Origin of the sequence: Priestia veravalensis, assembly GCF_001457055.1 — a bacterium.
GTDB lineage: Bacteria > Bacillota > Bacilli > Bacillales > Bacillaceae_H > Priestia > Priestia flexa.
In genome coordinates this window covers 32,060-44,374 of record NZ_KQ758656.1, presented here as the reverse complement: position 1 = coordinate 44,374, position 12,315 = coordinate 32,060, and the positions used below count along the sequence as shown (strand labels likewise).

At 38.3% G+C, this 12,315-nt stretch carries 19 protein-coding genes; 1 reads left to right on the top strand and 18 read right to left on the bottom strand.

Annotation, left to right across the window (positions count from 1 at the left end):
• On the top strand, positions 1-232 hold a 232-nt coding region (locus AS180_RS12715; protein ID WP_139109198.1), incomplete at its 5' end, for a transposase.
• A gap of 277 nt (positions 233-509) precedes the next feature.
• Here the strand turns inward: AS180_RS12715 and AS180_RS12710 are convergent.
• The 18 genes from AS180_RS12710 to cyoE form a co-directional block, all read right to left on the bottom strand.
• Positions 510-707 (bottom strand): hypothetical protein, encoded by a 198-nt coding sequence (locus AS180_RS12710; RefSeq protein WP_025907943.1) that lies wholly within the window; start codon positions 705-707, stop codon positions 510-512.
• Between the two features lie 253 nt (positions 708-960).
• Positions 961-1,161, bottom strand: a complete 201-nt coding sequence (locus AS180_RS24050; RefSeq protein ID WP_374699994.1) for a hypothetical protein — start codon at positions 1,159-1,161, stop codon at positions 961-963.
• A gap of 61 nt (positions 1,162-1,222) precedes the next feature.
• A complete protein-coding gene (locus tag AS180_RS24045) occupies positions 1,223-1,423 on the bottom strand; it encodes a hypothetical protein (RefSeq protein ID WP_025907944.1) in 201 nt (66 codons plus the stop codon).
• A 73-nt stretch (positions 1,424-1,496) separates the two neighbouring features.
• On the bottom strand, positions 1,497-2,186 hold the full coding sequence (locus tag AS180_RS12700; RefSeq protein WP_025907945.1) for a hypothetical protein: 690 nt from the start codon (positions 2,184-2,186) through the stop codon (positions 1,497-1,499).
• Between the two features lie 142 nt (positions 2,187-2,328).
• Complete coding sequence (locus AS180_RS12695; protein WP_025907946.1) at positions 2,329-2,649, bottom strand: YbjQ family protein; 321 nt, start codon at positions 2,647-2,649, stop codon at positions 2,329-2,331.
• Complete coding sequence (locus AS180_RS12690) at positions 2,630-2,830, bottom strand: hypothetical protein (RefSeq protein WP_025907947.1); 201 nt, start codon at positions 2,828-2,830, stop codon at positions 2,630-2,632. The genes AS180_RS12695 and AS180_RS12690 overlap by 20 nt, the downstream gene beginning before the upstream one ends.
• Positions 2,823-3,752, bottom strand: coding sequence for an alpha/beta hydrolase (locus tag AS180_RS12685; RefSeq protein ID WP_025907948.1), 930 nt, complete (start codon positions 3,750-3,752; stop codon positions 2,823-2,825). The genes AS180_RS12690 and AS180_RS12685 overlap by 8 nt, the downstream gene beginning before the upstream one ends.
• Before the next feature lies 1 nt (position 3,753).
• Positions 3,754-4,290, bottom strand: a complete 537-nt coding sequence (locus AS180_RS12680) for a helix-turn-helix domain-containing protein (protein WP_025907949.1) — start codon at positions 4,288-4,290, stop codon at positions 3,754-3,756.
• Positions 4,291-4,484: 194 nt separating this feature from the next.
• On the bottom strand, positions 4,485-5,006 hold the full coding sequence (locus tag AS180_RS12675; protein ID WP_139109197.1) for a TcaA NTF2-like domain-containing protein: 522 nt from the start codon (positions 5,004-5,006) through the stop codon (positions 4,485-4,487).
• A 153-nt stretch (positions 5,007-5,159) separates the two neighbouring features.
• Positions 5,160-6,125, bottom strand: coding sequence for an oxygen-dependent tRNA uridine(34) hydroxylase TrhO (gene trhO, locus AS180_RS12670; RefSeq protein ID WP_025907951.1), 966 nt, complete (start codon positions 6,123-6,125; stop codon positions 5,160-5,162).
• A 155-nt stretch (positions 6,126-6,280) separates the two neighbouring features.
• On the bottom strand, positions 6,281-7,258 hold the full coding sequence (locus AS180_RS12665) for a quinone oxidoreductase family protein (protein ID WP_025907952.1): 978 nt from the start codon (positions 7,256-7,258) through the stop codon (positions 6,281-6,283).
• A gap of 19 nt (positions 7,259-7,277) precedes the next feature.
• Positions 7,278-8,114, bottom strand: a complete 837-nt coding sequence (locus tag AS180_RS12660) for an acyl-CoA dehydrogenase family protein (protein ID WP_062686887.1) — start codon at positions 8,112-8,114, stop codon at positions 7,278-7,280.
• Between the two features lie 17 nt (positions 8,115-8,131).
• Complete coding sequence (locus AS180_RS12655; RefSeq protein ID WP_025907954.1) at positions 8,132-8,533, bottom strand: acyl-CoA thioesterase; 402 nt, start codon at positions 8,531-8,533, stop codon at positions 8,132-8,134.
• A gap of 33 nt (positions 8,534-8,566) precedes the next feature.
• A complete protein-coding gene (locus AS180_RS12650) occupies positions 8,567-9,442 on the bottom strand; it encodes a 3-hydroxyacyl-CoA dehydrogenase family protein (RefSeq protein ID WP_025907955.1) in 876 nt (291 codons plus the stop codon).
• A gap of 4 nt (positions 9,443-9,446) precedes the next feature.
• Positions 9,447-10,019, bottom strand: coding sequence for a TetR/AcrR family transcriptional regulator (locus AS180_RS12645; protein WP_062686886.1), 573 nt, complete (start codon positions 10,017-10,019; stop codon positions 9,447-9,449).
• Positions 10,020-10,049: 30 nt separating this feature from the next.
• Entirely contained in the window at positions 10,050-10,823 is a 774-nt protein-coding gene (locus AS180_RS12640; protein ID WP_025907957.1) for an SDR family oxidoreductase, read from the bottom strand.
• A 120-nt stretch (positions 10,824-10,943) separates the two neighbouring features.
• The gene (locus AS180_RS22585; RefSeq protein WP_156413484.1) at positions 10,944-11,108 is read right to left on the bottom strand and encodes a hypothetical protein; all 165 of its coding nucleotides are present in this window, start codon (positions 11,106-11,108) and stop codon (positions 10,944-10,946) included.
• Between the two features lie 119 nt (positions 11,109-11,227).
• Positions 11,228-12,181 (bottom strand): heme o synthase, encoded by a 954-nt coding sequence (gene cyoE, locus AS180_RS12635; protein WP_025907958.1) that lies wholly within the window; start codon positions 12,179-12,181, stop codon positions 11,228-11,230.
• Positions 12,182-12,315: the final 134 nt, after the last annotated feature.

The window sequence follows — 12,315 nt, the reverse complement described above, 5'->3', positions numbered from 1 at the left end:
GTGGGAACAACAAAAGAAAAGCATTCAACAGCTGCTTTCAGAAGAAAAAACGGGTAAAATCTACGGAAAACGTAAGATTGACGTAGAACTAGTTTTTGGATATCTGAAAGCTAATTTGCGTTTCACTCGGATGTCCGTAAGAGGCAAAGAGAACGTGAAAAACGAATTAGGGTTTGCGTTCATGGCGGTGAATGTACGAAAGTACATCGCCTCCAGCGTAAAATGTGCATAGACCAATCAAACAGATCAACAAAAAAGGGTTCTCATCATCAAAATGCGATGATGAGAACCCTTTTTCATTATTTTTGGCTAGTTATGTCCCAGCCTCTTTTTACTTTAGGAATAAGAAAATATGTTGAGAAGATTATGTGTGAAAATGAATGTATTCATCTATATATTCGTATATCCTGTGCCTTTTACTAAGAAGATACTAGTAAAACTCATTTGTCGGGGAGACAAATAAAACCAAACAAAAAAACATCTGTTTGGTTAAGATGTTTTCCTATCGTTTATTGCACTTCGTCTTCTTCACTCTTTACATATTGAAAGAATGAATCAATCATTTCGTTTAAAAAATCATTACGATCATCAAAGTCCATGATTTCGAGAAACTCCACTAACTTCTTATCTAACTTAACGGAAGCTGGGGAATAATGCGAAGGGTTTTTCTTAGGAGTAAAAGGAATCACATTATCTCTTTTTTTCATAAAACACCATCCTTTTAATATGCTTTACTAGTGTAAGCTTTCTATAAAAGAAAAGCAACCTCGTTTTAAGAAAGAAAGGCATTTTTATTTTTATGAAAAGGGTAGTTATTATGAATAAATTATGATATTGTAAAAAGGTTTTAAGTACTGAGGTTTTTAATATTGTTGTTTATTTAGAACATAGTTTAATAAAAAATGAGTTCGTAAAAAGAATCAGTATTAACTCACTGATTCTTTTACTTTATTTGAAGAGTCATTTGAACGGTTTGTAGGAGATGCCCGTCAAAATCCTCATCAAAATCATCTGTAACTGTAAACCCTTGTGTACGATAAAGGACATGCCACTTTGGTTTTCGCGCTCAACATGGACAATCACTTTTTTGACATGACGGCTTCCTTTTGCAAAAAGTGCTGTACCAATTCCTTTTCTTTGATAATCTGGCAGTAAGTAAATCGCTAGCAGCTCACTTTCCTATTTTTCATTAACTGGTGTAAAGTTTGCAAAGCCCGCTACTTTAGTTTCTACGAGGGCTACCCACAACTCCGACTCTTCCATCCGTTTTTTTCAACATTTCTGTACTGTATGCAGCTCGTAAGAAATTGTTTTGTACGTCCAAAGGGATAATGCCTTTATATGTATGATTCCAACTATCTGTGGCTACTTGTTGTACAGAGTGAATATCGTTCACTGTCATTTTTTCAATTACATATTTCACTTCTTGTTTCTCCCTTTCATTTTAAGATAAAAGTATAAAAACTGCCGATAGGAATTCCCTTCGGCAGTTTTTCTTATTCAAACGTGTATTCAACCGTTTGTTCAGGTGTAATTTCGTTATAGTCTTCGTCTTCAGTATAACCAAAAACTAGCTTAACAGAGTTGATATCTTCATTTTTTACAACAAAACCATCTGTATATTCTTTTTTAACTTTACCAATGAATTGTGAATCTGAATCTCCGTCATCAGAAATAAAATCTTTAAGTTGTCCGTCGATTTGTTCACCCTTATCGGTAACAACATTCATAATATCGTACCATTCAATATTGCTGTCAGATGTGTTTTCTGCAGTGTAATTAACCTGAACATAAGAAGTTTCCTCTGGGTTAATTTTTGTGTCAGCCATCCACTCTAGACCTTCAGCAAACTCTTCGTCTAGATCTGTTAATTTAATTACTTTAATATCTTCAATTGTCACTTTTAATGGTGAAATATCGACTGTTTCATTTACTTCTTTTATTTTTAAGAGTTCTGCCGTAGCACCATCATCTTTTACCTTTTGACCAGGAACGTTCAGTATGTAATTTCCACTTTCATCTTTCTCTGGTTTTGGAACATCATTCTTTAATGGTTTTTGTTCCGCTGCTTTTGGCTCTTCTTTTGTTTCTTCTGCACCATTAGAACTATCAGAGTTGCTACCACAACCAGCCAGTAACACTCCTACAACTAAACTTGATGTTAGTACTTTAAAAAACTTACTCATTACGTATATTGCCCCCTACATAAACTTTTTACAGTGAACCATTATACTTTGTAAATATTTCTATGTAAATATATTTTTACAATAGAATTAAAACTTTTAGCATAGATATATTTTCATAAGCGTGTTAAGAGGGGGGCTATTCTTAACTGTTAACTACCTTCACACCCGTTCCATACGCCACAATTTCAGAAGCGTTACTGGCAATAGCTGAACTGACTAAACGGAAGCCGACAATGGCATTTGCTCCCTTTTCTTCAGCATCTCTAACCATGCGCGCAACTGCGATTTTTCGAGCATCGTCCATCATTTCCGTATATTCTTTAATTTCTCCTCCTACAATATTCTTTAAGCCCGCTAAAATATCACGACCGATGTTTTTAGACTGCACCGTGCTTCCTTTTACATACCCAATTGTTTCTGTTACTTGATAGTTTGATACATTATCAGTAGTCACGATAATCATTTGGATCCTCCTCTTTTGTTTTCCGTTTTTTTATGATTAATAAAGGAACTAATAGAATAATTGCCGCCACATAGTAGAGAAAAACCTGAAGGGCGAGCTTGGCATTTATAAATAAAAGAACAATCCCCGTCAGCTGTGCAATAACAGCAATAGTAAATATAATTAAAATCAGTTTATTCATGAGACTTCCTTCCTTGTATTTGTTTCGTAAGCCAGCTTCCCATTACGTCACATAGCTCTGGTGCAATCGGCTGTGAAAACGTCTGCTTATATTGCTTCAGCAGCTTCATCATGGAAGGCTCTTCTGTTTGTATTTTTAATACGTGATTCATATCTTTAATGATTACTGTTTCAATTGTAGGATACGGTTTTAGAGTTTGAAGTGCGTTAGGATCTGCCTGCACATCCTTTGATCCCGTTATAGCTAAAATGGGTATCGATAATTTTTCATAATAGTGATGCATATTTACCACCATATGCTCTCTCCACCATGCTGCATTCATACGAACAAGCTGCACGCGCACAACGTCTTCTTCTGCTTCTTTAAAACGCTTGAAAAGATTATCAGCTTTTTGTCGATCTTTTTCAATAACCTTTAGCTTTTGGAATAACCAACCTTTAAACCCACCTTGAGCCGAGATTTCTTTATAAGCTCGTTCTCGCTGATACTCAGTTGCTTCGATGAGGTTTTGTCCTGCACCAGCTAGCAAAATTAAGCCTGTAGCATGAAGTTCTTCCGCAATCATTGTAGCAATCATTGCCCCTTCGCTATGTCCCGCAATAAATAGTTGCTTATCATCTACTTCAGGCTGATTTTGCAAAGCGTGAAAAGCTTCTTTTGCATCTTGAATGAGGTCTGTTAACGTCGTTTTGTAAAACGCGTCGAGATTTCGCTTGTCATAACGAAGTGTGACATATCCCATTTCTGTAAAGACCGCTGCTAAATCACGATAAACGTTGCTCGCAAACTTTTTGGTGTTTCCGTTATAATCTACTGGACCACTCCCGCTAATTATTAATACAGCCGGCTTCTTACCTGATTTCTCATCAGGAATTGTTAGCATGGCCTTAACAGCTGTAAGCTGAAGTTCTTTTTCCCGCATCTTAGTTCTCTCCTCTTTGACGTTCTGGAATAAATGAGACGGCCATCGTACGCATACGGCGATCTTCTCGTGGCTTAAGCTGATATTTATCTATCAGCTTTTTATAGTCTTCTAAAAACGCCTGCTGCTCACTCTCACTTAAATGAAGGGGAAGCTGGTGGTACCCAAATCCATCTTTCTCAAAATTAACGTCTCCCTCTAGATATGCTTCAAACTCTTTGGCGAGCATCGTGTAAAAGTTCATAAAATGCTGCAAGTGTTCTGTTTTAGATAAATGTTGAACTTCTTCTCCTGATAAAATAGCACTAGCCTGTGCTAACGCGTACGTTTTTTCAACCGTTCCCCTAATCTTTTGTGCTTTAATTGCCTCAATAACTTCCGCTTTTTTTAGCGTATTTAAGTGGCGATACAACGTTGCTTGAGGAACATCTTGAAGGCACTGAAGTAGCTCTTGTACTGTACAAGGTTTGCTTGCTAACTCCTGTATAATCCGCATTCGGATTGGATGTAAGATTGCGTCTGCTTTTGATGAACTCATCAAGACCTTCCTTTCATTATTATCATATATGATAATAATAGCACACCTATAATAGAAATCAATTTATTATTATCATTTTTGATAACATTTTAATTCGTTAATCCGCTGTTTTTCTTTATAATGATTATTTAGAACATAGTTTTATTTATAAATATACTCTAAAAAGAAACCAGTTGCACGATTAGCTAACTGGTTTACGCTTCCTCTTTTATATCTACAATCATCAATTTACCATCTTTGTAGCTTGTAGTATACAATTTGTTAAACATTACTGTTTGTGAACCTTTCCCAGGTTCCGCTTGTTCAAAGGACTCTTCTACTTTAATGACGTACCCATCATCCGTTTTTTGAAGGCCCATTAGCTTCACGTTCAAAAGTTTATACGAGATCTTCTTTGAGTTTAGCTCATTGATTTTTGCAAGCTCCGCGTTGTATAGAACACTACCTTTTTTCAAAAACGGACTGATTTCTTTAATTGACCCTGCTGTAACGGCTTTTGCATAAGCCTCTGCATATTTCTTAATATACAAGTGGATATTTTCATCCACTGCTTGAACTGGAGGCTGCTTAATCGGTTGTGATGGTTTCGGCGTAGTCACCGTTTCTTCAACTTCTTCCTTGGGATTTGTGGGTGGAACTTGCTTTTTCTCGTCTGCCTGATCTTGGCATCCGGTCAATACAGCTGCTAGAGTGAAGATACCTATAAAATGCTTCATTCTTTCCACACTCCTTTCTTTTTCATTATTTTCCATTCATATCTCTTTCATTCCTGCTTTACCTGTAAAAAAATAAATGGTTTGTATGTAACTCATTCAAACCAAAAAAGCCCAAATCGTGTGAGATTTGAGCCTTAAATGAATGCTGTTTTTTTATGTTGTTGCTAGTTCTTGTACTTCTTTTACTCTCTGTGCAAATTCCTCGTCCGTTAAACCGTGCTCTTTTACATAGCGGTTACGAGGATTTACGCGACACTCGTGAGAGCAGCTGCGTAAATATTTGTGCTCGTTTTCTTCAGAAGCTAAAATCTTACGGTTACACGCTGGATTTGCGCAGTTTACGTAGCGCTCACAAGGCTGTCCGTCAAAGTGGTCTTTACCAACAATTACGTGTTCTTTTTGGTTTACAGGAACGCTGATACGCTCATCAAACACGTAGCACTGCCCGTCCCATAATTCACCTTGCACTTCTGGGTCTTTACCGTATGTTACAATTCCGCCGTGAAGCTGACTTACATCCTCAAAGCCTTCTTCTTTTAACCAGCCTGAGAACTTCTCGCAGCGGATACCGCCCGTGCAGTATGTTAAGACTTTTTTATCTTCAAACATTTCTTTGTTTTCACGAATCCAGTTTGGCAGCTCGCGGAAATTACGGATATCTGGGCGTACTGCACCTCTGAAGTGACCTAAGTCAAACTCATAGTCGTTTCGCGCATCAATTACAACCGTATCTTCCTGCTGCATTGCTTCGAAAAACTCTTTTGGACTTAAATAGTTACCTGTTGTTTCAAGTGGGTTTATGTCGTTTTCAAGACGTAATGTTACGAGCTCTGGGCGATGGCGAACGCGTAATTTTTTAAACGCATGCTCATCGGCTTCATCTATTTTGAAGACCATTTCGCTAAAGCGAGGGTCTTGCTTCATTACTTCCATGTAGCGATTTGTTTGTTCTACTGTTCCTGAAACTGTTCCATTAATTCCTTCAGAAGCTACTAAAATTCTTCCTTTTAGTTCAAGCTCTTCGCATAGCGCAAACTGCTCATCACGAAATTCCTCTGCGTTTTCAATTGGAACATACATGTAATAGAGAAGAACTCTATAAGGTTTGTTAGTACTCATTTTTTTGTTTCCACCTATCTGTTCATATTTGCAAGATATAATGCATATAGGTTGTTTTACATTGAAAATCTTACATTTACGTTACGATCTGTAACCTTATATATAATACTAAAAAAAAGAACATCTGTAAAATCAAATGTTCTTAGTTCGAAAATTTATGGTACTAAAATAAGTTTTCCTGTCGTTTTTCTTCCTTGTAATAAACGATGAACATGCGCTGCATCTTCAAGTGGATACGTTCCACCAATCAGCAGTTCAAGCTCGCCGTTTTTCATATAGGTTAACAGCTCTTGTAAACTTTGCTGATACAAACTAGGCTTTGCCATCATTTGTGGTAAAAAGAACCCCATTACGGACTGGTTTTTCTCCATCAGCCTTCCTGGATTAAATTTTACAGGCTGACCGCTTGCCATTCCGTAGAATACAAGACGGCCAAACGGCGCAAGACAATGCAGAGAATCGTAAAAAATGGACCCTCCAACCATTTCTAAAATTACGTCCGCTCCGTGCTTTGTTTCTTCCATCACTTTGTTTTGCCATCCTGCTTCCGTATAATTAATGAGAACATCGGCTCCTAGACGCTTGGCAATAGCAAGCTTTTCATCTGAGCTCGCTGTGGCAATTACGTTAGCACCAAACTTTTTCGCAAGCTGCACAGCAAGCGTACCAACGCCTCCTGCAGCAGCGTGTACCACAACAGTTTCTCCTTTTTCAATTCGCCCCATCGTTTTTAAAATGTGATACGCTGTTAAGCCTTGAAGCGGCAAGGCAGCTGCTTGCTTAAGATCAACTCCGTCCGACAGCGGAATAAGACCTCTAGAATCGGCAAGCGTATACTCCGCATATCCTGTTGCTCGGTGTGACCCAAGCAGCGTAACGACTTTCATTCCAACTTTTATTCCTTCTACTTCTTCACCAAGCTCAACAACCTCTCCTGCCACTTCAGAACCAGGAATAAACGGAAGCGGCGTATCAACAACGTATGCTCCTTCTCTTCTAGCCGTATCAGCGTAATTAACACCAATCGCTTCTACTTTAATCAAAACGTCTTTCTTTTTCGGGACGGGTCTTGCCAAATTAATCACTCTTAGTACATCTGGACTACCGTATTGTTTGAATTGAATCGCTTTCATTTTTACTCCTCCTTTTTAGTTAACACGTATAACGATCGCTTTCAATCAATGAATCTGCCACTCTTCGCGTTTTAGTAAACGTGCCTTCGTATTGAAAATCGCTCATTACAGTCTGAAGTTCATAGTGAAGGGCTTGATGCTTTTTACCAGTAGCAATACCGTTAATAAGCTGCGTCGCTTCATCTCTTACCTCGCGCATCGTTAAATCCACTACTAGCTCTGTCAGATCAACTTTCAGCTGTTCGTTTTCTTTCCCATTTTTCCTGACTGCTTTTTCCGTTCGGATGACGGCTGATTCCATTGCATATAAACCAATAGCAAGGTTTGAAAGCTTCATTAAGGCTTCTTGCTCGTGGACTATATGCTCTTTTGCTACTTTTAATGCTTCACTTAAAAGTAATAGAAGAAGATAGCGCACTGTGTGAACAGCTTTCTTTTCAAGAGGGAGAAGGTCATTTTCTTCTTTTATAGCGCCATATGCTTGTTCAAGTGTTTCCTGATTTAAAACAAGCTCTCCACTTTTTACTTTTCGCAGAAAGTGCATCGGTAAGACCAGTCTATTAATCTCGTTTGTTCCTTCAAAAATCCGATTAATACGCGAATCGCGATAAACTGATTCAATTTCGTAATCTTGAATAAACCCAGCACCGCCGTGTAGCTGAAGCGCTTCGTCCACCACCGTGTCGAATGCTTCAGAGCTATATACTTTACACACTGAGCACTCCATCGCAAACTGACTAGCAGTTTGCGCGATTAGCTTTTGCTCACTTGTTAAGTCTTCTGGAGTGCATGCATCAGACGCAGCCTTCACTATGAACGTACCGCCAAACGACGATGGTTTTACGTCTTGAAACATTGTTTCCACTCCCTCTCTTAAACAGTTTGTAAATAATTCTGTAAAAACGCACACACGTCATCTGGAAGCGGTACGCTCTTTTGCAAGTCAAAATCGAAGTGAACAAGAACCGCTTCTCCTCTAGCAATTAACCTATTCGTTTTACTGTCCGTAATTTCGTGACCGATCGTAAAGCTTTTATGACCGATGCGCGTTACGTACGTGGAAACAACAAGTGTTTGATTAAAATACCCTTGGGCAATAAAATCACATTTGGTGGAAGCAATTAAATAAGCCCACTTGCTTGAATCCATTTTCACACCCATTTTTTCAAAGAAATCAATTCGCGCTTCTTCTAAATAAATAAAATAGCTTGTATTGTTAATATGACCCAGTGCATCTGTCTCGCAAAATCTCACTTTAATTTTCGTATCGCTCATGTTTAACCTCTCCTCTTCTTTGGTGATTGCTCGTTATTTTTTGATATGCTCTTTTTCATACGTATAAAACCCTTTTCCCGTCTTGCGCCCAAGCTCTCCTTTTTCTACTTTTTCTTTTAGGAATTCGGGAGGTAAATCGCTTGGATCTCCCGTTTCTGCATAGCGCTGATTCATTACGTAGTAGCCAACATCAATACCGGATAAATCCATTAATTCAAATGGTCCAATCGGATGATTAAGCGCTTTTTTACAAATTAAATCAATATCTTTGAAGTCCGCATAACCGTTTTCGTAAAGAAACATCGCTTCTTTATGAAGAGCGCCTAAAATACGATTAGCGATAAAACCAGAGATTTCTTTTTGAAGCAAGACTGCTGTACGATTCATTTGCTTACATACATTCATGGTAATCGCTGCTGTTTCTTGACTTGTTTTCTCACTCATGACAACTTCTACACAGTCCATGACTACCGGTGGGAAGAAAAAGTGCATATTTACGACTTTATCAGGTCGAGTCGTTGCAGAAGCTAGTAAAGAATTAACGATTGTCGAGCTATTGGAAGCTAAAATAGCGTGCTTTGGCGCATACTCATCAAGCTGAGCAAATACGCTTCTCTTTACTTCAAGCTTTTCAACAACCGCTTCAATCACAAAGTCAGTAGTAGAAACAGCTTCTTTTAAATCAGTAGTATACGATAGCCTAACAAGCGCTTCATCCTTTTGCTTTACGGTTAATTTCCCTTTATTAATCCACCGATTTAACAGTGTATGAAGCTGATTTCTTGCACTATTGAGTGAATGTTCATTCATATCGTGAATCGTAGTTTCATAACCTCCTAAAGCTGCTAAGATGGCAATTTGATGACCCATTTGCCCTGCACCTACAACTGTTATATGCTTAATGATCATTTTTTTATTCCCCTTTCAACTGTAGTCCATCTACTAGCATGTTATAAAAAATCGCTGCTACTTCTTGTGATGAACGTTCTCCGCTTGGCTGAAACCAAAAATAGCTCCAGTTTGTGATGCCTAAAATTCCAAGCGTTACGATATCTGCTGGCAAGTCCCCTCTAAATTCACCAGCTTTTATTCCAGCTTCAATTAGATCTTGAAGATTCATTTTAAACTGATCACGCTTTGGCACAATGCTTAAAAGGTGGTTATCACTCAAATGGCGCATTTCGCGAAAAAACACTTTAGCTCGCAGTCCCTCTTTTTTAATATCGTAAATTAATTTAAAAATCATCTCATAGAGTTTTTCTGCGCAAGACAACTCATCGGCACGCAAAATGGTTTCTTGATTTTCAACTAAGTGCTCAATATATGAGCGGTGAATATCAAGCAGCACTTCTTCTTTGCTTTTAAAATAATAATAAAAGGTTCCTTTGGTCACGTTCAATTCATCTGCAATATCTTGAATGGACGTTTCTTTAAAGCCTTTCTTTGCAAATAGTAAAATGCTTGTTTCCATGATGCGTTCTTTCATTTTCTCCGCCGCCTTTTGAAATTTAATAAGTTATGTTGCGAGCAACCCCCCGTCTACAACTAGAACATCACCTGTGACGTAATCGGAAGCTCTTGATGCTAAAAAAACAGCTGCTCCCTTTAAATCAACGTCTGTACCAAAACGCTTGAGCGGCGTTTGTTCTAAAAAGTAATCTCTTCCTTCTCTCATCGTCATAGCCGCCATTTTCGTCGGGAAGAATCCTGGAGCAATTGCATTTACTTGAATGTTATGCTGTCCCCACTTTACGGCTAAATCCTTCGTAAACGTAATAACGGCTCCCTTACTTGTGTTATAGCCAATAGAATTCATATATTCTGGATGTGAACCTCCAAATCCAGCGACCGATGCGATATTGATAATCTTGCCTTTTTTAGCATGTATCATATGTTTTCCAGCTTCTTGAGCCATTAAAAATGTGCCTGTTACGTTTGTTTGAAGCACTTTCTGCCAAGCTTCTAAAGGCATCTCTTCCACCTTTGATCCCCATGTTGCTCCGCTGTTATTAACCACAATGTCAATTTTTCCAAACTGAGCAATGACCGTATCCACCACGTTTTTAACATCTTCTTGATTCGTGATGTCACACTGTATTGCTAACGATTCAACGCCTAGTTCTTTTATTTTTTCGGATACGCTTTCACAAGATTCCAACTTTCGAGAGCAAACGATAACGTGAGCACCCGCTTCAGCTAATCCGGTTGCAAACTGTTCACCAAGGCCTCGGCCTCCTCCCGTTACGATTGCGACCTGACCTGTTAGGTCAAAGAGCTCTTTCACATGCATCTTTTCCCCTCCTCGCAGAATTGGCTATACTTACTAACCGGTTGGTATGTTTCATATTTATCATATACCGAATCATTTTATAACAGCAAGTATTTTTTAGAAAATTTAAACAGTTATTATTTAAAAAAAGAGTTTGGGACATAACAAAATGATTGCTTCTAAAAGACAAACAATAGCTGTTCCCATCTCTTTGATTTGTCTCAACACCTTCGTTCCATTGCGCTGCGGGATCTCAGTTTTCCCTCTCTTTCCCGCAGGAGTCGAGTGTCCTACGCTCCATTCCACCCTGTTTCCAACATTGTTTTCACAATCAACCAAAAAACCTGAACGATTAAAAGTGAGAAACTCTCAATCGTTCAGGTTTATCATTGGCTGAATTACTTATGTCCCAGCCTCTTTTCGATTTAAATATTAAAGAAAATACCTATTAATGAATAGATAATAATTGTTGAAAATAACACCGTCATATGAATTAGTGAAAAAATAAACATTGATTTTGCCCATTTTTCTTTATCCATTTTTCGGTACCCCGTAATGCTAAGCACAAACCAAGCAACGCTTAATAGCAAGGCAACGAGCATTAAACCTATGCTTAACGTTCCGAATAAAAAGCTAATGACAACTAAAATTGCGAGGTAACTATTTGTTTGAATGTACGTGCGCTCAAACCCTTTAACTACCGGAAGCATTGGTACATTAGCTGCTTTGTACTCGTCATGTTTACGGATCGCAATGGCATAAAAGTGTGGCATTTGCCAAATAACAGTTACAACGAATAATCCTATAATGGCTGGATGAGTCACGTCTGGATAAATAGCTGCCCATCCGATTAACGGAGGCATTGCCCCTGAAATACTTCCGACTTCTGTATTATAAATTGTGCGGCGCTTTGTCCACATTGTATACGGAACCACATAAAAAAACAGCCCTAGAAATCCTAACAAGGCAGCGAGTGGTGTCGTTAATGCAAGAGCTCCAATTCCGAGAATGGCCATGCTGCTTGCAAGTACTAATACAAATGTTGGTTTCACTTCACCGGTTACAGTCGGTCTGCTTTTTGTTCTTTCCATAATGGCATCGATGTCGCGATCGTAGAGGTTATTAAAAGCCCCAGCTGCACCGATCACAAGGAAAGAGCCGATAAAAGCTAAAATAATTTCAGGAATATTATCAAACAGACTCATGTCATATGTGTACAAAGCTAAGGTTAACCCGGCAAACATAGGTATTAAATTAGATTTAATAATGCCTGTTTTAATGGTTTGGGATAAAATCGCCACAAACGTTTGCTTTGGTAACGATGCTTGTTCAGCATGATGATTTGTTTTTGTAGTACTTTGCATGATTGTTTGTTTCATTCCTTTGTCAATTTTACCGCCTTTGCAGTAAAAAAGTAGTTTTAAGTAGTCTCCTACTCCATGCTCTTCTTAAATAATAACAACTCACTATTTATTTGACTAACTTCTAAGAAGAAGTTCACAAAAAATACATT

Excerpts from the sequence above, each read along its gene's own strand:
- AS180_RS12710 (WP_025907943.1), bottom strand. The coding sequence starts at position 707 with ATGAAAAAAAGAGATAATGTGATTCCTTTTACTCCTAAGAAAAACCCT.
- AS180_RS12700 (WP_025907945.1), bottom strand. The coding sequence starts at position 2,186 with ATGAGTAAGTTTTTTAAAGTACTAACATCAAGTTTAGTTGTAGGAGTG.
- AS180_RS12695 (WP_025907946.1), bottom strand. The coding sequence starts at position 2,649 with ATGATTATCGTGACTACTGATAATGTATCAAACTATCAAGTAACAGAA.
- AS180_RS12690 (WP_025907947.1), bottom strand. The coding sequence starts at position 2,830 with ATGAATAAACTGATTTTAATTATATTTACTATTGCTGTTATTGCACAG.
- AS180_RS12685 (WP_025907948.1), bottom strand. The coding sequence starts at position 3,752 with ATGCGGGAAAAAGAACTTCAGCTTACAGCTGTTAAGGCCATGCTAACA.
- AS180_RS12680 (WP_025907949.1), bottom strand. The coding sequence starts at position 4,290 with ATGAGTTCATCAAAAGCAGACGCAATCTTACATCCAATCCGAATGCGG.
- AS180_RS12675 (WP_139109197.1), bottom strand. The coding sequence starts at position 5,006 with ATGAAGCATTTTATAGGTATCTTCACTCTAGCAGCTGTATTGACCGGA.
- trhO (WP_025907951.1), bottom strand. The coding sequence starts at position 6,125 with ATGAGTACTAACAAACCTTATAGAGTTCTTCTCTATTACATGTATGTT.
- AS180_RS12665 (WP_025907952.1), bottom strand. The coding sequence starts at position 7,258 with ATGAAAGCGATTCAATTCAAACAATACGGTAGTCCAGATGTACTAAGA.
- AS180_RS12660 (WP_062686887.1), bottom strand. The coding sequence starts at position 8,114 with ATGTTTCAAGACGTAAAACCATCGTCGTTTGGCGGTACGTTCATAGTG.
- AS180_RS12655 (WP_025907954.1), bottom strand. The coding sequence starts at position 8,533 with ATGAGCGATACGAAAATTAAAGTGAGATTTTGCGAGACAGATGCACTG.
- AS180_RS12650 (WP_025907955.1), bottom strand. The coding sequence starts at position 9,442 with ATGATCATTAAGCATATAACAGTTGTAGGTGCAGGGCAAATGGGTCAT.
- AS180_RS12645 (WP_062686886.1), bottom strand. The coding sequence starts at position 10,019 with ATGAAAGAACGCATCATGGAAACAAGCATTTTACTATTTGCAAAGAAA.
- AS180_RS12640 (WP_025907957.1), bottom strand. The coding sequence starts at position 10,823 with ATGCATGTGAAAGAGCTCTTTGACCTAACAGGTCAGGTCGCAATCGTA.
- cyoE (WP_025907958.1), bottom strand. The coding sequence starts at position 12,181 with ATGAAACAAACAATCATGCAAAGTACTACAAAAACAAATCATCATGCT.